The sequence below is a fragment of the Nocardia goodfellowii genome, from assembly GCF_017875645.1.
GTDB classification, from domain to species: domain Bacteria; phylum Actinomycetota; class Actinomycetes; order Mycobacteriales; family Mycobacteriaceae; genus Nocardia; species Nocardia goodfellowii.
Window position 1 is genome coordinate 2,988,935 of the sequence record NZ_JAGGMR010000001.1, and the last position, 20,698, is coordinate 3,009,632.

Sequence of the window (20,698 nt, forward strand, 5' to 3'; positions counted from 1 at the left end):
GCTCAATCGAGTTGGACGGTGGCCAGCATCTCCCGGGCGAGCGCCTCGGGGTCGTCGGTGGTGGCCAGTGCCGAGTTCTGTAGTGCCCCTTCGCGCCACAGTGCCGCGAACCCGTGCACGAGCGACCATGCCGCCAGCTGAGTGGCGTGTTGACGATGCTGCGGGCGGGTGGGCGACAGCTCGGCCACTCCGGCCCGCAGTGCGGTGCCCGATCGAGCGCGGGCGGCCGCCAGGTCCGGATCGTCGCCGCGCAGCAGGTCTCGGCGATACATCACGTCGAAGTGTCCGGGATGGCGCAACGCGAATCGCACGTAGGCGACCGCGACTTCGCGGAAATCCGTTCCGGCGCTGGTCAATTCGGCGCCTAGTAGATCGAAGCCCTCGATCGCCAGCGCGGTGAGCAGCCCCGCGCGGTCGCCGAAGTGATGGGTCGGCGCCGCATGGGACACCCCGGCCCGCCGGGCGAGGCCGCGTAGGGACACCGCGTCTACGCCCTCGGTCGCGATCTGCTCGGCGGCCGCGCCCAGGATGGTGGCCCGCAGATCGCCGTGGTGGTAGCGGCTTTTTCCCATGGGCCCATCATGGCCCGGAATCTAGGCATTGACAAGTTTCGGGTCGCGGGCCTATCTTTCCACTGTCAAGATTCGCTGCCACAGCTCAGGAGAACCCCGATGGCACCGCTGCTCGTCCTCGCCGTCATCACCCTGCTCGCCCGTCTGACGGGCTGGCTGGGCGATATCGCCTGGCTCGATTCGTGGCCGCGCGCCGCGACGCTCGGCCTGGCCGCCATGTTCCTGCTCACCGCCTCGGCGCACTTCGCGGAACCACGCCGCGGCGCGCTGGTCGCGATGGTGCCGCCGCGGCTGCCCAATCCGGGGGCCTGGGTCACCGGCACCGGCGTGCTCGAAATCGCGGGGGCCGTCGGCCTGCTGATTCCGGCGACCGCGAAACTCGCCGCAATCTGCTTGGCGCTGTTGCTGATCGCGATGTTCCCCGCCAACATCCGTGCGGCGCGGGCGAACCTGGGTATCAAGACGATGCCGTTGCCGGTGCGCACGCTGGTGCAGGGCGTCTTCCTGGGCGCGACTGCCCTGGTGGTGTTCGGCTGAGGTGCGGAAAACCGAAAAGCTCGGCGGCACCGGTCATGCCGTCGAGCTCTTCGTTCCCCGGTGGCCCTGCTCCCCCCTCCTGGAGCAGGCCCTGCCGGTTGATAAGAACAATGCCTTGGGGTACTTGACAGGCCCTTAAAGCACCCTTAAGGAAGCGATCACCCCATCTTGGCGATGACCGAACCCGGCAGCCGGGGGAGCACTAGGTCGAACAACCGCCACGGCCAGGCGGGCACACAGGCCCGGACCTGCTCTTTCTCGATCGCCCGCACCATCGAGGCCACGCCCTTGTCCAGTGGTGCGACCAATTTCGCGTCACCGGCCTGGGTGACCATGTCGGTGGCGATGAACCCGGGCAGCAGGGTGGTCACGGCGATGGGGGATTTCGCCAGCTCCACCGCGAGCCCCGCACCCAAGGCGGCCAGTCCGGCTTTGCTCGCCGCGTAGGCGGCTTTCTTCCCGGGCAGCCCGCGCACGGCGCTCATCGAGGAGACCAGCACCAGATGCCCGGCACGCTGCGCTCGGAAAATCTCCAGCGCGGCCTCGGCCTGGGCCAGTGCGCTCACGAAATTCGTTGTCGCGGTAGCGATATTCGCGTCCGCGCGGCCACCGCCGACGCGTGCGCCCTTGCCCAGGCCCGCGTTGACGATCACCCGGTCCAGTCCGCCCAGCTCATCCCGAAGCTCGCCGAACACCTGCGGCACCGCCGCGTGATCGTCGACATTTAGCGCCCGCACGGCGACGGTGATATTCGGATGGGCGGCAATCAATTCCGCGCGCAAAGCTTCCAGTGCGTCCAATCGCCGGGCGCACAGGGCCAGATCGCGCCCCTTGGCCGCGAATTCCCGGGCCATGCCCGCGCCGAGTCCGGCGCTGGCTCCGGTGATCAGAATTTTGGTCCTCGTCATACCGAGGACCCTAACTGTCTCAGCCGCCGAATGACCCGGTGCTGGGTGGCGTGGGAATCAGCCGCCAGGGCCCGCAATTGGTGGTCTTGAACGCCACGTCGGTCGGTTTGATCACGGTGCGCAGCGGGCGCACCCGGGTGAAGTCGTTGCCGATGATGTTGCGTTGGTCGGTGTTGTCGCCCTCGACCTTCCACAGCCGCCGGAAATCGCAGCCGTGGGCGAGGTCCGGTGTCCCGGGGGCCTCCCAGGTGCCGGGCACGATATCGACGTTGACCAGGTAGAGGCCGTCTTCGGGCATGATCGTGGCGGGCTCGGCCGCCGCGACTCCGGATAGGGACAGGGTCATAGCGGACGCCATCGCCCCCGCGACCACGAACGCGCGTGCACGCATGATCTGCTTCTCTCCTTGTGAAACGGGCCCGACCTCAGCGGTCAGAGATACCAGAGTTCATTCATAGCCGCAGGCGATTCGGGAGATTCCGGTCACGCGCACAAGCCGCCCGCGCCGCGGTTGTCATTCGTGTCCGCCGCCGCGATATCGATGCGTGAACGGTTGTGGCACCACCTGCGCCGGCTTGTGCACCGAGCAAGGCATCTCCACCGTGCTGAAAGCGGATCGGGCGCTGCTGCATTGGCGCGCCATGCGCGGACTCGGCGATTCCGGACTGGCCGAGCAGGCGGTGCAGGAGACGCTGTTGCGGGCCTGGCGCGCCTGCGCCCGCTTCGACCCGGAAAAGGGCAGCGTGCGGACCTGGCTGCTGGCGATCCAGCGCAATGTGCTGATCGATCTGAGCCGCGCCCGCGCCGCCCGGCCGGTGTCCGCGGACTGGGCCGAGCACGGCGAGCTGCTCGAGCTGCGGCATGCCAGCCCGGATTTCGCCGACGGTTTGATCGACGGTCTGGTACTCGACGACCTGCTCGCGCGGCTGCCGCGGGTGCAGCGGGAGGCCGTGATCGAGGTGATCCTGCGCGACCGCGCCTATGGCGAGGTGGCCGCTGAACTCGGCATTCCGGTGGGGACGGTGAAGACGCGGGTGCACTACGCGCTGCGGACCTTGCGCAGGCTACGAATGGCCGCCTGAACAGCGAGTGTTTCATAATGCTTGATTCGGCTAGGCCTCAAGAATGCCGAAGAATGTTTTCGTTCCTGCCCTGACAGACCTACAACGCGGTGAGATCGGCACGGTCGAGATCCCCGGCGGCATGCGGTTGCACCAGCTGCTCGACTACGAGACCCTGGTCGGCGCCGACGAGTTCGACTTCGAGGACCTGCTCGACCGCTGCCGCGCCCAACTGCGCGCCTTCGACGGCGAGGTCGACGCCATCATCGCGCACTGGGACTTCCCGACCAGCGTGATCGTCCCGATCCTGGCGGCCGAGCACGGTCTGCCGGCACCGAGCCTGGAGAGTGTGCTCCGGTCGGAGCACAAGCTGTGGAGCCGGCTACTGCAGCGGGAGTCGGTGCCGGAATGCGTGCCCGAATTCAGTGCCTTCGACCCCTTCGACCCCGACGCGCTGGACCACATCGACGTGGCGTTCCCGTTCTGGGTCAAGCCGATCAAATCGCACTCCTCCCAGCTCGGATTCAAGGTGTCCACGCCTGAGGAGTTCGCGGCCGCCACCAAGCGCATCAGAGCCGAGATCGGCCGGATCGCGGACCCGTTCGACCAGGCCCTCGCCCACGTGCGGGTGCCCGAGGAAGTCCGCGCCGCCGGAGCCCGGACCTGTCTGGCCGAGCAGATCGTCACCGGTACGCAAGCCGCGCCGGAGGGGTCGATGTTCCGCGGTGAGTACCACGTGCACGGCGTGTTCGATATGCGCAAGGACGCCAACGGCCACAGCTTCTCCCACCTCGACTATCCGGCGCGCACCGTCCCGGAGTCGGTGCAGCAGCAGATGATCGACGTCACCGAGCGTTATCTGCGCCACGCCGGATACGACAACGGCTGTTTCAACTCCGAATTCATGTGGGACGAGGAGACCGGCAAGCTCTGGTTGATCGAGGTGAACACCCGGATCTCGCAGTCGCACAGCGACCTGTTCGCCAAGGTGGACGGTGTCTCCAACCATGCCGTCGCGATCGACGTCGCGCTGGGCCGGCGCCCCGAAATGCCCAGGAGGAAGGGCGAATTCGCGGTAGCTGCGCAGTGCATGGTGCCCCGGTACGAGGACGGTGTCGTCACCCGCGTGCCCGGCCCCGAGCAGATCGACGCGCTGCGACGGCGCTTTCCCGGCACCGTGGTGCAGCTCGACGTGGCGCCCGGCGATCGCCTGTCCGAACTGGCCGACCAGGACTCCTACCGCTACAAGCTCGCCACCCTGTACATCGGCGCGGCCGATCACGACGCGCTCGAGCAGCGCTATCAGGACTGCCTGGAGGCGTTGACATTCGAATTCGAGGAGGTCGACTGAGTGCACACGGTCGAATCGTTCCCCTACGAGGTACGCGTCACCGAAAACGTCTTCATCCCCATGCGCGACGGCACGCGTCTGGCGGCCCGGTTGTGGCGACCGGTCACCGACGAACCGTTGCCCGCGGTCTTCGAGTACATCCCGTACCGCAAACGCGATCTCACGCGCGCGCGTGATGCCCTCAACCACCCGTATCTCGCCGGGCACGGCTATGTGGCCGTGCGCGTCGACCTGCGCGGCAGCGGTGATTCCGACGGCGTGCTGCGCGACGAGTACCTCGCGGCCGAGCACGACGACGCCTGCGACGTCATCGAATGGCTGGCCGCGCAGCCCTGGTGTGACGGCAATGTCGGCATGATGGGCATCTCCTGGGGCGGGTTCAACAGCCTGCAGGTCGCCGCGCGCCGGCCGCCCGCGCTGAAGGCGATCGTCAGCGCCTCCGCCACCGAGGATCTGTACGTCGACAACATGCACTACATGGGTGGCTGCCTGCTCTCGGACAATCTGTCCGAGGCGACGGTCATGTTCGCGTTCAACAGCCTGCCGCCCGACCCCGAGATCGTGGGGGACCGGTGGCGCGAGATGTGGCAGGAACGTCTCGTCGGCAGCGGATTGTGGATCGAACAGTGGCTCGAGCACCAGCATCGCGACGACTACTGGAAACGGGCCTCCGTCAACGAGGACTACAGCGCGGTGCGGTGCCCGGTGCTGGCGGTCGGCGGGTGGGCCGACGGTTACACCAACGCGATCTTCCGGCTGCTCGAGCATCTGGACGTGCCGCGTCGCGGCCTGATCGGGCCGTGGGGTCACAAGTACCCGCATCTGGGCGTGCCCGGACCGGCGATCGGATTCCTGCAGGAACTGGTCCGCTGGTGGGATCACTGGCTCAAGGGCCGCGACACCGGAATCATGGACGAGCCGATGTTGCGCGCGTGGATGCAGGACAGCATCTCGCCGCATCCGTCCTACGCGGACCGGCCCGGCCGCTGGGTGGGCGAACCGCAGTGGCCCACACCGCATATCGATCAGCGCCGATTCGTCCTCGGGCGGTACGTCATGTCCGAAGATCCCGAGGCGGTGCAGGCCCGGGAGCTGTCCGTGCAGTCGCCGCTGAGCGTCGGCATGTTCGCCGGTAAATGGGCGTCCTACGCGGCGACACCGGACCTGCCGTCCGATCAACGCGACGAGGACGGCGGTTCGCTGGTCTTCGAAACGGACGAGCTGACCGAGACCTTCGAAGTGCTCGGCCTACCGGCCCTCGACCTGGAGATAGCGGCGGATCGGCCCAACGCGATGGTCGCCGCCCGGCTCTCCGATGTCGCGCCCAACGGTGAGGCGACCCGGGTGACCTACGGCCTGCTCAACCTCACTCACCGGAATGGCAGCGCGACGCCGGAACCGCTCGAACCGGGCCGTGCCTACCGCGTGCGCGTGCCGCTCAACGGCTTGGCGCACTCCTTCCCGGCCGGGCATCGGATCCGGCTGTCGGTGTCCTCGTCGTATTGGCCGCTGGCCTGGCCCTCCCCGGAGCCGGCGATGCTGACGATCTCCACCGGGCGCAGCGCGTTGACCTTGCCGCACCGCCCGCCGCGCGCCGAGGACGATCGGCTGCGGCCGTTCGATCCACCGGAGGCCGCACCCGAAGCGCCCGCTACCCGCGTCGAACCCGGTAAACACCACTGGAAGGTCGAGCGCGACCTGGCCAGCGGCGTGTCCACCCTCGAGATCGAGAACGACCAGGGGACCGTCGTCCTCGACGATGTCGGCACCCTGGTGCGCGGCGCCACCACGGAGTGGTTCAGTTTCCGCCACAACGACGTCACCTCGGTACGCGGCGAAACCCGCACCCTGCGCCGGTTAGAGCGCGACGACTGGCGCACCGAGGTGATCACGAACACCGTCTTGCGGTGTACGGCCGAGGACTTCGTGCTGGACGCGCGACTCGACGCCTTCGAACTGGAAGATCAGGCGACAGACCCGCGCACTGTGCGCAAGCGGGTGTATTCACAGAACTGGCAGCGCCGGATTCCGCGCAATCTGGTCTGATCGGTCACAGGCGGTTTGGCCTCGCACCGCGGTGGTAGTGCGTTCGGGTCCAACGATGAGAAGCGAGTCCGAAAGGAGACACATTCATGGGCCAGAATCCGATCCAGGTGCAGAAATACTTGTCCGGTGTCGACTACCCGTGTGACCGCGACGGCATTGTCTCGGCCGCCCGCGACAACGGGGCCGACCAGGGCATCATCAAAGCGCTCGAGTCGATGCCCGACCGGGTCTACAACGGACCCAACGCGGTCAGCGAAGCTGTCTCGTAGCAACTGAACTCGTGTGAGACGGTGCGGTCGGACAAGTTACCGACCGCACCGTTCATCGTTTTCGACAAGGAGTTCAGGCGCGTTCGGCCACTGCCACCTTGCCGGTGCCCAGCACCGTGAAACCGGCCTCGCTCAACTGACGTTCATCGAGCAGGTTGCGGGTATCGACGATCACGGCCTGGTCCACGTAACTGGCGAGTTTGCCCCAGTCGAGCGCACGGAACTCGGGCCATTCGGTGAGGATCACGATCGCCGCGGCGCCCTTGGCGACCAGATACGGGTCGTCGACCACCTGAATGCCATCGAGATCGGTGTGGTCCGACTCGGACACGCACGGGTCGTAGGCGGTGACCACGGCCTCGTGCCGGGAAAGCTGCCGTGCGATCGCCACGGCGGGGGATTCGCGCAGGTCGCCCGTCCCGGCTTTGAAGGTGAGACCGAGCACGCCGATGCGAGTTTTCGCCAGCGACCCGTCCACCGCTCCGGTGACCGCCCGCCGGACCTTGCGCATCACCAGCGCGCGCTGATAGTCGTTGGCGCGCAGCGCGTCTCGGACCAGCGCGAAATCCACGCCGGTCGCCTCCGCGCCGCGCAGCAGTGCCCGCGTGTCCTTGGGCAGGCAGGAACCGCCCCAGCCTGGTCCGGGTGCGAGGAAGGCGGGACCGATCCGATCGTCGAGGCCCATCGCCTCGGTGACCTTGGTGATATCGGCGCCGACCTGTTCGCAGAGCTCGGCGAGCGTATTGACGAAGGACAGCTTGACCGCGAGGAACGCGTTGCTCGCGTATTTGGCGAGTTCCGCACTGGCCGAGTCGGAGCGCAGCACCGGCGCGCCCGTCCCGGCGTACAGCGCGGCCACCCGGTCGGCGGCCTCCCGGTCCGGCTCGTCGGCCCCGATCAGCACCCGATCGGGGCTCAGGAAGTCCTCGACCGCGCGGCCCTCCCGCAGGAATTCGGGATTGCTGACGATCGGCCGGTCGGCGAGACCCGCGCGTATTCGCGCCGCGGTCCCTACCGGAACGGTGGATTTGGTGACCAGCACGCACTCGGGCGCGAGAACGGGAGCGAGAGCGTCTAGCGCGTTCTCGAGGATGCCGAGGTCGGCCGTCCCGCCGGCACCCATCGGGGTGGGCAGGCACAGGAGAACCACTTCGCATTCGCGCAGTTCCCCGGGGTCGGTGGTGAAGACGAGCCGGTTCTCCGCGAGATTTTCCCGGACCAGTTCGGGCAGACCTGGTTCGACGATCGAGACCGTACCCGCGCGCAGCGCGTCGACCTTGGTGTCGTCGTTGTCGACACACACCACGTGATGACCCAGGTGCGCGAGGCAGGCGGCGCTGGTCAGTCCGACATAACCGGCACCCACCACGCCGACACGATTACCCATGGCGCACCTTCTCTCCGAGTAGACCGGACGCGGCTGTCAGTACGTGTTCGGGTCGCACCATGAGCAACCCGGGGTCTGGCTGGTCGCCGTGCGGATCCCCGACGCGCCCGGCCCACAGCGTTCGATGCTGGGCCGCGGCGGGCGGTCCCCATCGAGCCGGTGGCGTAGGACCGAAGATCAGCACCGAGGGAGTGCCGAACGCGGTGGCGAGATGTCCGACGCCGGTGTCTCCGCACACGACCAAGGCCGCGGCCGCCACCAGTGCGGCCAGTTCCGCGAGACCGGTGCGGCCCGCGTACACCGTGTCCGGCGGTAGCTCCGCCTGCTCGGCGACGGCGGTAGCCAACGGCACTTCCGCCGGTGATCCGGTGAGCACCACGCGGTGGCCCTCGGCGGTCAGTTCCCGGGCGACGCGCGCGAAGCGATCGACGGGCCAGCGCCGCGCGGGATAGGCCGCACCGGGATGGAGGACGACGACATTCGACTCGACCGGCGGCCCGGGCGGCTCCGGCAGCCGCAACGCTGCCGGATCGGCGTCGATTCCGCTGTAAGCCAACAGCCGGCACCAGCGGTCCACTTCGTGCAGGTCCGGGTTCCATTCCGGGCCCGGCAATTCCGGAAAATCCGGGTGGCGATGGGTCAGCAGCTCGTCCGCGCCGACAGCGCGGAGATCACGGATGCTTTCCGGTCCGCTGCCGTGCAGGTTGACCGCCAGTCGCGGCGGCTCCAACTGCGGCAGCGCGCCCAGACCGGCGGTGGGCAGCAACTCGTCGACGGCGTCGATGAGCTCGACCAGATCGCGTAGTCCCTCCGGCGCGGCGAGCACCACCCGGTCCGCCGGGTAGGCCGCGCGTAGCCCGCGCAACGCCGGCACGGCGGTCAGCAGGTCGCCGAGCCCCAGCGCGCGGAGCACGAGAATCGAGCGGCTCAAGGCCACGATCCCTCGACCGACGCGCAGACGACCATTTCCCGCACCTCGCATCCCGGTGGTTGGCGCAACGCGAAAACCACTGTGTCGGCGACATCTTCGGGCCGGTTGAGCTTGGCGTCCGGCGGCGGCTTGTACTGCTCGTCGCGGTCGTCGAAAAACGCCGTGTGCATGCCGCCGGGAATCAACAGGGTCACACCGACGCTGCCGGCGGTCTCGGCGGCCAGCGCCCGGGTGAACCCGACGACGCCGAATTTCGACGCGCAATAGGCGGTGGCGTCACCGACCGCCTTGATACCCAGTGTCGACGCGCAGGTGACCACCGTTCCGTTGCTCTCCCGCAGAGCGGGTAGGGCGGCCCGGATGACGGCCACGGTGCCGAGCAGATTCACCCGGACCACGTTCTCCCACTTCGCGGTCGGCACGGCGTCCAGCGGACCGCAGGCATCGGTACCGGCGGCGGTGAAGACGCCGTCGATGCGACCGTCCGCGCGTTCGATGAGCTGCCGGACCGCCGCTTCGGTGGCGGCGGTATCGGCTAGGTCGGCTTGCGCGAAATCGACGGGGTGCTCGGGCTGGACCCGGTCGATCACGAGGGGCCGGCCGCCGTTGTCACGGACGGCCGCGGTCACCGCCGCGCCGAGCCCGGAGGCTCCGCCGGTGATCAAGATATTGCCAAGGGTTCGCATCGCGCTCCTTCGTCGTATCAATCGGCGGACTGGGCCGCTGCGACCAGTTGTGAGGTCGAGTAGCCGGGAACCGTGGGAATCAGGGCTATTTCGCCGCCGTAGCCGCGAACGACATCGGCCTCCGGCAGGTCCGCGCCGGTGTAATCACCGCCTTTGACCCAGATATCGGGACGCAGCCGGTCCAGTACCGCGCTCGGTGTCGGTTCGTCGAATATGACGACGGCGTCCACCGAGGCGAGTTCGGTGAGCAGGCGGGCCCGGTCGGGTGCGGCCACGATCGGGCGGCTCGGTCCTTTCAGATTCCGCACGGACGCATCGGAATTGAGACAGACCACCAGCGCGTCACCCATGGCCCGCGCCTGGCGCAGCAGACTCACATGGCCCGGGTGCAGCAGGTCGAAGCAGCCGCCGGTGGCGACCAGCTTGCCGCCGCGGGACCGGATTCGGGCCGCCACCTCGAAGGCCGAGCCGCCCGTCGCGGTGGCGGCGACCGAGGTGCTGTCACAGGTCGACATGGTCGCCGCGCCGCCCGCCGCCACGAAGGTGGCCGCCGCTTCCACCGCGTGCGACACCGCTTCCGCCACCGTCGACCCGCCGAGCAGGGCGGCGGCCGCGGCGGCGGCGAAGCGATCGCCGGCACCGCAGGTGTCCGAGCGGATGTGGCCCGCGACCTGAACCTCGACGGGCACCGGTACCACGCTGAGCCGCTTGCCGTTGGCCAGCACCGCGCCGTCGGCGCCGGTGGTGACCGCGACGGAATCGGCGGCCCACTCGTCCCGGAGCACTTTCGCCAGCTCGTCCGCTTCGGCGTATCCCGGCGCGAATTGGCGCGCCTCCTTCAGGTTCGGCGAGACCAGCGACGCACCGGGCGTCGGCGCCGGGCCGCGCGGATGTGGATCCCACACCACCGGCACGGTCCGGGCCAGTTCGGTCAGCACCTGCCGAATCCGCGGATGCGCGGCGACGCCTCGACCGTAATCCGCGACCAGGATGGCACCGGCGGCGCGCAGCGTATCGAGCACCGCCGCGTTCACCGAACCGATATCGGCGGTGCCGCCGCCGGTGTCGAGCCGCACTACGGACTGCCCTGCGGCTCGGACGCGGGTTTTGCGGACCGTCTCACCGCGCAGCGCCAGCGGGACGACCTCTACGTGCCGCCGGAGCAGTTGGGTGAGCGTGTGGCCGTCCGGGTCGTCGGCGACCGCGGTGATGAGACAGACCTCCTCGACCGACTGCGCCGCCAGCGCGGCCGCCAAGCCGGCGCCGCCGGGCCGCCGCCATTCCCGTTGCACGTCGACCACGGGCACGGGCGCTTCGGGACACAACCGTTCGGCCACCCCCTCGATGTCGACATCGAGGATGGCATCGCCGAGCACCACCAGCGGCTTCATGTCGGCACCCCCAACGCTTCGTCGAGCGCTGTGCACAGGGCATGCACCAAGACCAGGTGCACCTCCTGGACGGTGGCGGTGCTCGGCGCTTCGACGGCCAGCGCCTCATCGCACAGCGCCGCCAGGGGATTCGGCGCGGGTCCGGTGATCGCCCAGGTGGTGACGCCGATGTCGTGCGCGGCTTTCGCCGCCGCGACGACGTTCTGACTGGTGCCGCTGGTGGACAACAGCACAAGAACGTCGCCGGGCCTGCCGTGCGCCCGGACCTGACGGGCGAACATCTCCGCTTCGCCGTAGTCGTTGACGATCGCCGTCCCCGCCGACGTGTCGGCGTGCAGGGCGATCGCCGACAGCGGTCGCCGCTCGTTGCGGAAGCGGCCGACCAGTTCCGCGGTCAGGTGCTGGGCTTCGGCGGCGCTGCCGCCATTGCCACAGGCGAGCAACCTGCCGTCGTCGTCGAACACTTCGGCCAGATGCCGGCCCCACCTGCGGATAATCGGTGCGAAGCCGCTGTTGCGTTCCAGCGCTGTGCGTAACGCCGCGAAATGCTCCTCGATCACGTCATACTCCTGTCCCGCAGACGACCCAACCTGCCTGCGCTGAGTTGTTCCGTCACCCGGACGACTTCTTCCGGAGTGATCGATTCGAGGCAGGGATGCCCCGCGACCGGACATTCGCGCGCCCTGGTGCCGCGGCAGGCGGCGTGCTGATCACCGAGCACCGCCACCGGCACCCCATAGGGCGCCCACCGTTCGGCGGGCACCACCGGCGCGAACAGGGAAACCACCGGCGTTCCGACGGCGGCGGCGAGATGGGCCGGACCGGTGTTGGGCGCCACCACGACACTCGCATCACGCAGCACCGCGGCGAGCTCGGCCAGCGTGGTGTCGCCGCCGAGGTCGGTGCCGTGCGCACCGGCGACCGCGGCGGTGAGCGCGCGCTCGGATCGGCCGCCGGTCACGATCACTCGATGCCCGGCCTCGGCCAGGGCGGCCACGATGGCGGCCGCCTTGGCGGTGGACGGCTGCCGCGCCGGTACCGAGGCCGCCGGATGGACCACTACATAGCCGGGTTCGCCGGTCACCCCGGAGACATCCGGCAACGGCCGGCGGACAGCGAGTTTCCCGTCGTCGCCGGGCGGCAACCGGAAACCGGCCGCCGTTGCGAGCGACAGGGCCCGTTCGGCCTCGGGCGGATCACCGTCGACGCGATGGCGCAGATCCAGCAGTGCGCCGGGGTAGTCGTCGGAGATCGCACCGATCCACGGCACGCCCGCCATCCGGAGCAGCAGCGCCAGCGGCAGCGGGGACTGGTGGAAGGAAGTGAGGATCAACGCGAGATCCAGTTCCAGCGAACGTATTTCGTCGACGAACGCCGTCATGCCCGCCGAGGTCACCGGTGGCGGCTCCAGATCGATCCACGGCGCGCACCAGGTGACGACGCGGTCCACACCGGGCAGCAGTTCGGCCGCCGCGCGACCGCGCGGACCCGCCAGCAAGGTCACCGAATCGGTGTGTGCCGCCACCGCGCGCACGCACGGCCCCGCCAACAGCACGTCACCGGCGTTGTCCAGCCGCGCTACCAGCGCGCGCCCGGTCACGACACACCTGCCATCGCCAATCGGACGGCTTCGGTCAGGTCCAGCGCCACGGTCGCCTCGCGGTGCGCGCGCTCCACCTCTTCGGGCAGCGTCCGGGCCGTGGGTACCAGGATCGCGCGCGCTCCCGCCGCGGTCGCGGCATCGACGTCGGCGCCGGTGTCACCGATCAGCACGCATCGGCGGACATCGACTCCCAGCTCGGCCGCGGCCCGGTGGACCAAGCCGGGCGCGGGTTTACGGCAGCCGCAGCCATCGTCTTCCCCGTGCACACAGACCTGCCAGGTGCCGAACGGTCCGAGCAACTCCTCCACGCGAGAGTTCACCGCGGCGAGCTGATCTGGACTGATCAGCCCACGCGCGACACCGGATTGGTTGCTCACGATGCCGAGCCGCAGCCCAGCCGTCCGGATCGAGCGGAGGGCGGCAGCGGCTCCGGGCACCGGTTGCACCTTGGTCGGATCGGCGTTGTATGGCACATCGACGATGAGGGTGTCGTCCCGGTCGAAGAGCACCGCCAGCGGCGAACTGTGGGTGGCGTGCCGATGACGCACTTCGCCGCGCAGACGGTGCCAGCACGCGACCGGCGGAATCAGCGCACTGCTCAACAGCATTCGGCCGATCTCATCGGGTGTCCGAGGACCCGGCGCGATCCGTCGTGCGGCGAAGTCGCCGGTCAACGCGGTCCAGACCGCCGCCGACCCGAGGGCGGCGCGTTTGCGTCCCGCGATACCGAACGCCACGGCCAGCGCGCCCGCGGCGGTGGTGAGCGCGTGGCGGGGCAGGAGTCCGGCGCCTTCGCCGATGCGCTGACGCCATCGGTTGCCGTACTTACGTCGCATCAACGCGTTGTCGGCGTTCCCGCGTTGGGCCCGCACGCTGGCCAACGCCCCGGAATTGCGGACCGGATGACGTGTACATCGCTCCCCGGCCGCGATGCGGTAACCGGCCAGGCAGACGCGCATCGCCAGGTCGGCGTCCTCCCGAAAGGCTCGCGGGAACCGTTCGTCGAATCCGCCGACCTCTTCGAGCGCGGAGCGGCGATAGGCCATATCGGCGGTGATCCACCGTGCGGTGGCCAGTCCGGCGACGCCGCGCTCCTCATCGGTCGGCCGGCGGTGCGCGGGCAGCGGCACTTCGATCTGCGCGGTGGAAGCCGCGGTTTCCGCGTCCAGGTCGCGCAGATCGTCGGCGAGACGGGCGGCCCAATCCGCAGCGATCACCACGTCGTCGTCGAGGAAGGCGATCCAGGCGCCGCTGGCCTGCCGCCAGCCGGCGTTGCGTGCGGCCGCCGGTCCCCGGCCGCCGGACTGGACGACCCGCACCGGCGGCTCCGTCGGCGGCAGTGTGAGCGCCGCACCCGCCGGGCGATCGTCGACCACGATGATCTCTCGTGGCTTCGGGCCCGTCGCCCGGTCGAGCGACTCGAGCAACAGCATCAGATTCGCCCGGCCGGTGGTCGGGATGACGACGCTGTAGTCCAGGCTGTCGTTCATCAGCGCCGCACCAGGAACGGGCCGATGGCGAGCAGATCGATGGGTGCGGAGCCGAAGCACTCGAGCGCGTCCCGCGGCGAGTCCACCATGGGGCGTCCCGCGGTGTTCAGACTCGTATTGACGACCACGGGTAGCCCGGTGCGCCGCTCGAATTCGCTCAGCATCCGGGCCAGCACGGGGTTGTCGCCGGGGTCGACCGTTTGCACCCGGGCGGTCCCGTCCACATGGGTGACGGCCGGAATGCGTTCGCGCCAAGCGGGTTCGACGTCGTGTACGAACAGCATGTACGGGCTCGGCAACGGTCCGCGCCGGAAGATCTCGGGCGCCCGATCGGCGAGCACCATCGGCGCCACCGGCCGGAACTGTTCCCGGCCCTTGACGTCGTTGAGGCGTTCCAGATTCGCCGCCCGGCCGGGATGCGCGAGCAGCGAACGATGCCCGAGCGCGCGCGGGCCGAACTCGGCCCGGCCTTGGAACCAGGCGACCACCTGATCGTCCGCGAGCGCTTGCGCCACCTCGGCGGCGAGGTCATCGGCCCTGGTGTACCGCACCTTCGCGGTGCGCAGAATGTTCTCCAGTTCCTCGTCGGTCCACTCGCGGCCGAGGTCGGCTCCGCGCATCGGCGTTGTCCGCTCGCCGAATTCGGCGGCCAGCTGCAAGGCGGCGCCGAGTGCGGTGCCCGCGTCACCCGACGCGGGCTGGACCCAGATCTTGTCGTACGGCCCTTCGGCGTACAGGCGTGTGTTCGCGACGCAGTTGAGCGCGATGCCGCCGGCCAGGGTGAGATGACGCTGTCCGGTCTGCTCGTGCAGCCACGAGGTCAATTCCAGCAGTACGTCTTCCAGTCGGCGCTGCACGCTCGCCGTCAGGTCGGCGTGGTCCCGGCCGAGTTCGCCACCCTTCGCGGCGGGCGCGAAGGACGCCCAGTCCACCGGTTCCGTGCGGAAGCCGCCGTCACCGGTGGTGTAGATCAGTTCCCGGAATTCGTCGAGGAATCGCGGTGTGCCGTAGGAGGCGAGGGCCATCACCTTGTATTCGTCGCTGGATCGGGCGAACCCGAGATGTTCGGTGAGGTCCTCGTACATCAAGCCGAGCGAGTGCGGCAACTGCTGGGCCGCCAACTCGACAAACTTGCCGTCGCGATATTCACCGGCGAGATAGGACTGACTCTCCCCGCGTCCATCGGCCACCAGGACCGCGGAGTCGCCGCCGGGGGCGGCCAGCGCCGCGGACGCCGCGTGCGCGACGTGATGTCGCACGAAACGCACGATCGAGGGGTCCAGGCCCGGCAGCGCGGCCGCCAGAAACGCGGGGGCCCGGCGCGCGTAATCCGTTCGGGTCTCCTCGCTTCGCTGATCCAGGCCGCCCAGCGAATGATCGACCAGCCGTGGGTCGTAGGAGTAGCCCACGGCGTCGAGTTGGTCCGGCCGGATGCCGCCGCGCTCCAGGCACCACGCGGCCGCTTGTTCAGGCAACTCCCACGCGGAGAACGGGACCGGCCGTTTGCCGTGCTTGCGCCGCGTGAAGCGCTCTTCCTCGGCGGCGGCCACGATTTCGCCGTCCACGATCAGAGCAGCAGCAGGGTCATGAAATACCGCGTTGATCCCGAGGATGCGCACGAAGGTGCCTTTCTACTCGAATACCAAGCCTTGGCGATCTTTTCGCTGACGTACAGGGCGCTACCCGGTCGGCCGCCGGTCAAACGGCTGGGCGCTGATCATGGCGGGGCCTGCACCAGCGGTTGGGACGCGCGCGCGGCGAACCAGTCGATGGTCCGGCGCAACCCGGCTGCCCGGTCGATGGTGGGCCACCAGCCCAGCTCCCGCCGGGCCAGCGAAATATCCGGACAACGCCGCTGCGGGTCGTCGATCGCGCCGTCGATCTGGACCAGCGGCGACTCGGAGCCGGTGGCCGCGCGGATTTCCGCCGCGAGTTCGCGCACCGAGACTTCGTGCGGATTGCCGATATTGATCGGTCCCGGATGTTCGGCCGCCGCCAGTGCGATCAGGCCGCGCACGGTGTCCTCGACGTAGCACAGTGACCGGGTCTGCGCACCGCTGCCGGCGATGGTCAACGGCGCGTTCGACAGCGCCTGGGCGATGAAGGTGGGCACCATGCGCCCGTCGTCCGTGCGCATCCGCGGGCCGTAAGTATTGAAGATGCGGGCGATTCCGGTGTTCGCGCCGCATTCCCGGCGGACCGCCATGGTCCACGCCTCGGCATACCGCTTCGCCTCGTCGTAGACGCTGCGCGGCCCGATCGGGTTGACGTGGCCCCAATATTGCTCGGTCTGCGGGTGGACGGCCGGGTCGCCGTACACCTCACTGGTCGAGGCGAGCACGAACCTGGCGCGGTGCCGTTCGGCCAGCTCGAGGGCGTTCGCGGTGCCCAGGGAACCGGCGCGCAACGTCTCGATCGGCAGCCGCAGATAATCCGGCGGGGACGCGGCGGAGGCGAGATGGAAGACGACGTCGACGGAGCCCAACGCCGGCAGCGGCTCGGTGACGTCGTGCCGCACCAGCTCGAAGCCGGTGCGGTCCAGTAGATGCGCCACGTTGTCCGGGGCCGAGGTGGCGAAGTTGTCGAGAGCGACCACGGCAGCGCCCGCGTCGAGTAGCTGCTCGCACAGGTGCGATCCGACGAAGCCGCAACCGCCGGTCACCAACGCTCGATCGAAATGTTCGGGCAATGTCATCTCCGATCCGTGAATCCGCTGGCACGAACACCACCCACGTCCGGCGCGGACCCGGTGCGCAACTCGCCTGCGGCGCGTGCGCCCGCGGCGGCGACCCGCCGGTATTCACGCAAGGTGTCCCGGGCGATCCGGTCCCAGGAATAGCGAGCGTGCACGCGGTCGTGTCCGGCCCGGCCGTAGGCTCGGCGGGTTTCCGGCGAGGCCAGCAGATCGCCGACCGCCGCAGCGAGTTCCGCGGGTGCGCGCGGTGTGACCAGTCGTCCGGTGACACCGTCGACAACGGTGTCGATCAGTCCGCCGACCGCACTGGCCACCACGGGTACGCCGCAGGCCATCGCTTCCAACGGGGTGATGCCGAACGGCTCGTACCACGGCGTGCACACGACCACGTCCGCCGACCGCAGCAATGGTGGTACCTCGCTGCGCGGCACCTGGCCCACCATGCGCAGCCGATCGCGCACACCGAGCTCGTCGGCCAGCGCCAGCAGCCGCCTGCCTTCCGGATCTTCGGCGACGTCGCGGTCGTCCGGGCCACCGACCAGCACCAACTCGGTGTCGGGCAGGTCGGCGAGCGCGGTGATCGCGATGTCGAAACCTTTGCGCGGCACCAGCCTGCCGACACTGACCACCCGATGCGGGGCCGTTTTCGACGCGCTCGGGCCGTCGAGGGTGAACTGCTGGAGATCGACACCGCACGGAATCACCGACGTCCGGGCGGGCGGCACGCCCATCCTGGCGAGTTCGAAGACCTCGTCGGTGCAGGTGGCGATGATGCGGTCGGCTTGTTCGCCGATCACTTGTTCGAGCTGGATCCGGTCGGCGGGGCTGGTGTCGTCGGCCCCCTGATAGCGGCGCTTCACCACGCCGAGGGCATGAAAGGTTTGGACTACCGGGATTTCGACCGGTTGTGCTGCCGCGAGGGCGGCGATCCCGGACATCCAGAAATGCGCGTGCACCACATCGGGTGGGTCCTGGCTCCAGTGCTCGCGCAGGAAGTCGCCGAATTCGCCCATATGCGGCAGCAATTCGTCTTTCGGCAGGGGATGCGCGGGACCGGCGGGCACGCCGATCACGCGATAGCCCGGCTCGGTGGTGGTGATTCCCGCCGATGCGGCATCCTCGCGCCTGGTGTAGACGGTGACGTCGTGCCCTTGCCGGCACAGCGCGGCCGACAGCTCCGCGACATGCACGTTCTGTCCACCGGCATCGACACCACCCAGCGCGGCGAGCGGACTGGCGTGTTCGGACACCATCGCGATCTTCATGAGGCTGCCTTCCGGTCGGGGACGCTGCTTGCATCGGTGAGCTCGGCGAGTACGGCGTCCCACCGGCGCAGGAAGAGGTCGAGGCCGAAATGCTCCAGCGCGAACTGCCGACCGGATTTGCCCGCGAGCACGGCCAAGTCGGGTTCGTGCAGGAATTCCTGGAATTTCGCCGTGAGCGCCGTGACATCGGCGGAAACCAGGCCGGCTTCCGGCGGCACCGCACCGGGAGCCTCGGTGGTGGCCAAAGCCACCACCGGCATGCCCAGGTGCATGGCTTCCAGCAGTGACAATCCGAGCGAAGTCCAGCGCGCGGTATGCAGATACACCCGTCGCCGCGCCATCTCGCGGTGCAGCACCGACTGCGCGAAGTCGCCGATGCCCCGAATCGGATGTTCGGCCGGGGTGTCCGGCCGGAATTCGTCCGCTCCGATGCCGTACAGGTCGACCGGTCCGTGCCTGGCGAAGGCGGGCAGCAGATCACTGCCGGTGATCCGGCCGCGCCGCACGGGCTCGTTGATCAACGCGACGCCGTGCGGAAGTTCGCCGGTGTACAGCGGGCCGGGATCGACGATGCCGTGCGGCACGACCCGGGTGGGGGCGCGGCCGTTGTCCCACATCAGCTCGTTGAAATGGGTGACGTGCACGATCGGGATGTCGGCGCGCTCGGCCAGCGGATGCCTGGTGGTGGCCGCGGCGGGGCGCGGGGTGTTGTGCTCGACATAGACGGCCGGGATGTCGGCGCCGGGCCGGCGGCCGAGCCAGCGCTCGGCGAGTTCGAGCTCCTCCGGGCGTTGCAGAACAATCAGATCGGGCTCGGCGCGGCGTAGGTCGTTCGCGTGCACCTCCGTGGTGGCGGGCCAGTCGCGACCGCATCGGCCGCGTCCCCACGGTCCGCCGTCGTCCACCACGGGAAGGAGATAACGGTGTCCGCCTTGGACGAACGACGTCGTCCAAGACCCGTGCACATGCCACAGCAACACAGTGAGCTGTCGGATGGTCGGGGCCATGTCTGAAGCAGTTGCCGCTCGCCGCCGACTCAAACCCGGTCACACTGGACAGCGATCCATCGGTTATCTACCAACGCGGCGCGACACCGTTTGAATCGCAAGCGTCCGGCAACCCCCCGCGGTATGAGCGCACTCGAAATCCTCGACCCCGAACCCGGGGCCGCCGCCGGTACGGTGCCCGGAACCGATCCCGCCGACCTCGACCGGTGCGTACGAGCGGCCAACGGCGTCCAAACCCGATGGGCCCGAACACCTGCGGCGGAGCGGGCGGCCGCGCTGCGGGCCGGCGCCGCCTTGCTGCGTGATCATGCCGACGAACTCGCCGAGTTGAACGAGGCCGACACGGGACGGCCGCAGCCGGAGGCCAGGGAAGGCGTACTGGCCGGTGCGGCGACATTGGAGCAATACGCCGAATTGGGACCGGTGCATCGGGGAAAAAGTCTGATGGGAGACTTCGAGGCTACCGACCTCATGGTCTGGGAGCCGCGCGGAGTCGTCGTCGCCCTGACACCCTGGAACGACCCCGTGGCGGTGTCCTGCGGTTTGCTCGGCGCCGCGCTCGCGGTCGGTAACACGGTCATCTACAAGCCGAGCGAACGCGCACCGCGGACCGGTCAGCGCCTCGGCGAACTGCTCGCCCAGCCGCTGCCCGCTGACGTGCTGCAGACCGTGCACGGTGACGGGCAGGTCGGTGCCCTCCTCGCCGCGCGGACGGACGTGGATGTGGTCGCACACGTCGGCAGCACGGCCACCGGCCGGTCGATCGCGAAGAGCGTTGCCGCCACGGGAGCCAAGGCGCTGCTGGAAAACGGCGGCAATGATGCCCTCATCGTGGATTCCGGCGTCTCGATCGGCTGGGCCGCCGAACAAGCCGCCCTGGGCGCGTTCGCGAACGCGGGTCAGATCTGCGTGTCCGTCGAACGGATATTCGTGCACCGCGACGTCGCGGCGGACTTCCTGGACGCGCTGGTCGCCGCCGCCGAGGCCTGGGACGGAGCGCCCTTGGTGGACCGCCGTCATCGTGACCACGTGCACTCCCACGTGCGGGACGCGATCGAGCACGGGGCCGAACTGCTGACCGGCGGCGTCGTGCCGCCCGGCGACGGCGCGCACTATCCGCCGACGGTGCTGACCGGCTGCGATCCGAGCATGCTGATCATGCGTGCCGAAACCTTCGGTCCGGTCGCGCCCGTCCGGGTCGTGGACAGCTTCGAACAGGCCGTCGCGGAGGCCGCCGCCGACGAATACGGGCTGGCCGCGACCGTACTCACCCCGTCGATGGCCCATGCCCAGCACGCCTGGCGCGACCTCCCGGTCGGCACGGTGAAGATCAACGCCGTGTTCGGCGGCGCACCCGGTGGGGCCGCGCATCCACGCCGGGCCAGCGGCGCCGGATTCGGTTACGGGCCGGAACTACTCGACGAGATGAGCCAGACCAAAGTCGTGCACTTGCGCCCTGCCCCCTGAACCCGCCGTCACCGCATCGGGAGGTGCTGAGA

The 20,698-nt window shown here is 69.2% G+C and carries 20 protein-coding genes; 6 read left to right on the forward strand and 14 right to left on the reverse strand.

Annotated elements, in window-relative coordinates:
• Positions 1–2: 2 nt before the first annotated feature.
• Positions 3–572 (reverse strand): TetR/AcrR family transcriptional regulator, encoded by a 570-nt coding sequence (locus tag BJ987_RS13395; protein WP_209888964.1) that lies wholly within the window; start codon positions 570–572, stop codon positions 3–5.
• A 99-nt stretch (positions 573–671) separates the two neighbouring features.
• Between BJ987_RS13395 and BJ987_RS13400 the strand changes: the two genes are divergently transcribed.
• Complete coding sequence (locus BJ987_RS13400) at positions 672–1,109, forward strand: DoxX family protein (protein ID WP_209888966.1); 438 nt, start codon at positions 672–674, stop codon at positions 1,107–1,109.
• 158 nt (positions 1,110–1,267) lie between these two features.
• On the opposite strand, the gene BJ987_RS13405 is transcribed toward BJ987_RS13400, so the two are convergent.
• Both BJ987_RS13405 and BJ987_RS13410 read right to left on the reverse strand, forming a co-directional pair.
• A complete protein-coding gene (locus tag BJ987_RS13405) occupies positions 1,268–2,017 on the reverse strand; it encodes an SDR family oxidoreductase (protein WP_209888968.1) in 750 nt (249 codons plus the stop codon).
• 19 nt (positions 2,018–2,036) lie between these two features.
• Entirely contained in the window at positions 2,037–2,408 is a 372-nt protein-coding gene (locus tag BJ987_RS13410) for an Rv1352/Rv1906c domain-containing protein (RefSeq protein ID WP_245365944.1), read from the reverse strand.
• A 154-nt stretch (positions 2,409–2,562) separates the two neighbouring features.
• Between BJ987_RS13410 and BJ987_RS13415 the strand changes: the two genes are divergently transcribed.
• The 4 genes from BJ987_RS13415 (at position 2,563) to BJ987_RS13430 (ending at position 6,744) form a co-directional block, all read left to right on the forward strand.
• Complete coding sequence (locus BJ987_RS13415) at positions 2,563–3,099, forward strand: sigma-70 family RNA polymerase sigma factor (RefSeq protein ID WP_307869596.1); 537 nt, start codon at positions 2,563–2,565, stop codon at positions 3,097–3,099.
• Positions 3,100–3,142: 43 nt separating this feature from the next.
• The gene (locus BJ987_RS13420; protein ID WP_209888970.1) at positions 3,143–4,429 is read left to right on the forward strand and encodes an ATP-binding protein; all 1,287 of its coding nucleotides are present in this window, start codon (positions 3,143–3,145) and stop codon (positions 4,427–4,429) included.
• Entirely contained in the window at positions 4,430–6,475 is a 2,046-nt protein-coding gene (locus tag BJ987_RS13425) for a CocE/NonD family hydrolase (RefSeq protein WP_307869597.1), read from the forward strand. It abuts the gene before it with no gap.
• A gap of 86 nt (positions 6,476–6,561) precedes the next feature.
• Entirely contained in the window at positions 6,562–6,744 is a 183-nt protein-coding gene (locus BJ987_RS13430; RefSeq protein WP_209888972.1) for a DUF2795 domain-containing protein, read from the forward strand.
• 73 nt (positions 6,745–6,817) lie between these two features.
• On the opposite strand, the gene BJ987_RS13435 is transcribed toward BJ987_RS13430, so the two are convergent.
• From BJ987_RS13435 to BJ987_RS13485, 11 genes are all read right to left on the reverse strand, one after another.
• The gene (locus BJ987_RS13435) at positions 6,818–8,131 is read right to left on the reverse strand and encodes a UDP-glucose dehydrogenase family protein (RefSeq protein ID WP_209888975.1); all 1,314 of its coding nucleotides are present in this window, start codon (positions 8,129–8,131) and stop codon (positions 6,818–6,820) included.
• The gene (locus BJ987_RS13440; RefSeq protein ID WP_443677955.1) at positions 8,124–9,068 is read right to left on the reverse strand and encodes a glycosyltransferase family 9 protein; all 945 of its coding nucleotides are present in this window, start codon (positions 9,066–9,068) and stop codon (positions 8,124–8,126) included. The genes BJ987_RS13435 and BJ987_RS13440 overlap by 8 nt, the downstream gene beginning before the upstream one ends.
• Positions 9,059–9,748 (reverse strand): SDR family oxidoreductase, encoded by a 690-nt coding sequence (locus BJ987_RS13445; RefSeq protein ID WP_209888980.1) that lies wholly within the window; start codon positions 9,746–9,748, stop codon positions 9,059–9,061. Before BJ987_RS13445 ends, BJ987_RS13440 begins: the two co-directional genes overlap by 10 nt.
• 17 nt (positions 9,749–9,765) lie before the next feature.
• Positions 9,766–11,139, reverse strand: coding sequence for a PfkB family carbohydrate kinase (locus BJ987_RS13450; RefSeq protein WP_209888983.1), 1,374 nt, complete (start codon positions 11,137–11,139; stop codon positions 9,766–9,768).
• Positions 11,136–11,699: a D-sedoheptulose-7-phosphate isomerase gene (locus tag BJ987_RS13455; RefSeq protein WP_209888986.1), complete on the reverse strand. Its 564-nt coding sequence runs from the start codon at positions 11,697–11,699 to the stop codon at positions 11,136–11,138. Before BJ987_RS13455 ends, BJ987_RS13450 begins: the two co-directional genes overlap by 4 nt.
• On the reverse strand, positions 11,696–12,739 hold the full coding sequence (locus BJ987_RS13460; RefSeq protein WP_209888990.1) for a glycosyltransferase family 9 protein: 1,044 nt from the start codon (positions 12,737–12,739) through the stop codon (positions 11,696–11,698). The genes BJ987_RS13455 and BJ987_RS13460 overlap by 4 nt, the downstream gene beginning before the upstream one ends.
• On the reverse strand, positions 12,736–14,232 hold the full coding sequence (locus tag BJ987_RS13465; protein ID WP_209888993.1) for an HAD-IIIA family hydrolase: 1,497 nt from the start codon (positions 14,230–14,232) through the stop codon (positions 12,736–12,738). The genes BJ987_RS13460 and BJ987_RS13465 overlap by 4 nt, the downstream gene beginning before the upstream one ends.
• The gene (locus tag BJ987_RS13470) at positions 14,232–15,851 is read right to left on the reverse strand and encodes a carbamoyltransferase family protein (RefSeq protein ID WP_209888996.1); all 1,620 of its coding nucleotides are present in this window, start codon (positions 15,849–15,851) and stop codon (positions 14,232–14,234) included. The genes BJ987_RS13465 and BJ987_RS13470 overlap by 1 nt, the downstream gene beginning before the upstream one ends.
• Before the next feature lie 98 nt (positions 15,852–15,949).
• A complete protein-coding gene (locus tag BJ987_RS13475; RefSeq protein WP_209888999.1) occupies positions 15,950–16,927 on the reverse strand; it encodes a UDP-glucuronic acid decarboxylase family protein in 978 nt (325 codons plus the stop codon).
• On the reverse strand, positions 16,924–18,192 hold the full coding sequence (locus BJ987_RS13480; protein ID WP_209889002.1) for a glycosyltransferase: 1,269 nt from the start codon (positions 18,190–18,192) through the stop codon (positions 16,924–16,926). The genes BJ987_RS13475 and BJ987_RS13480 overlap by 4 nt, the downstream gene beginning before the upstream one ends.
• Positions 18,189–19,199: a glycosyltransferase gene (locus BJ987_RS13485; protein WP_209889005.1), complete on the reverse strand. Its 1,011-nt coding sequence runs from the start codon at positions 19,197–19,199 to the stop codon at positions 18,189–18,191. Before BJ987_RS13485 ends, BJ987_RS13480 begins: the two co-directional genes overlap by 4 nt.
• Before the next feature lie 123 nt (positions 19,200–19,322).
• Between BJ987_RS13485 and BJ987_RS13490 the strand changes: the two genes are divergently transcribed.
• Complete coding sequence (locus BJ987_RS13490) at positions 19,323–20,666, forward strand: aldehyde dehydrogenase family protein (RefSeq protein WP_209889009.1); 1,344 nt, start codon at positions 19,323–19,325, stop codon at positions 20,664–20,666.
• Positions 20,667–20,698 lie beyond the last annotated feature (32 nt).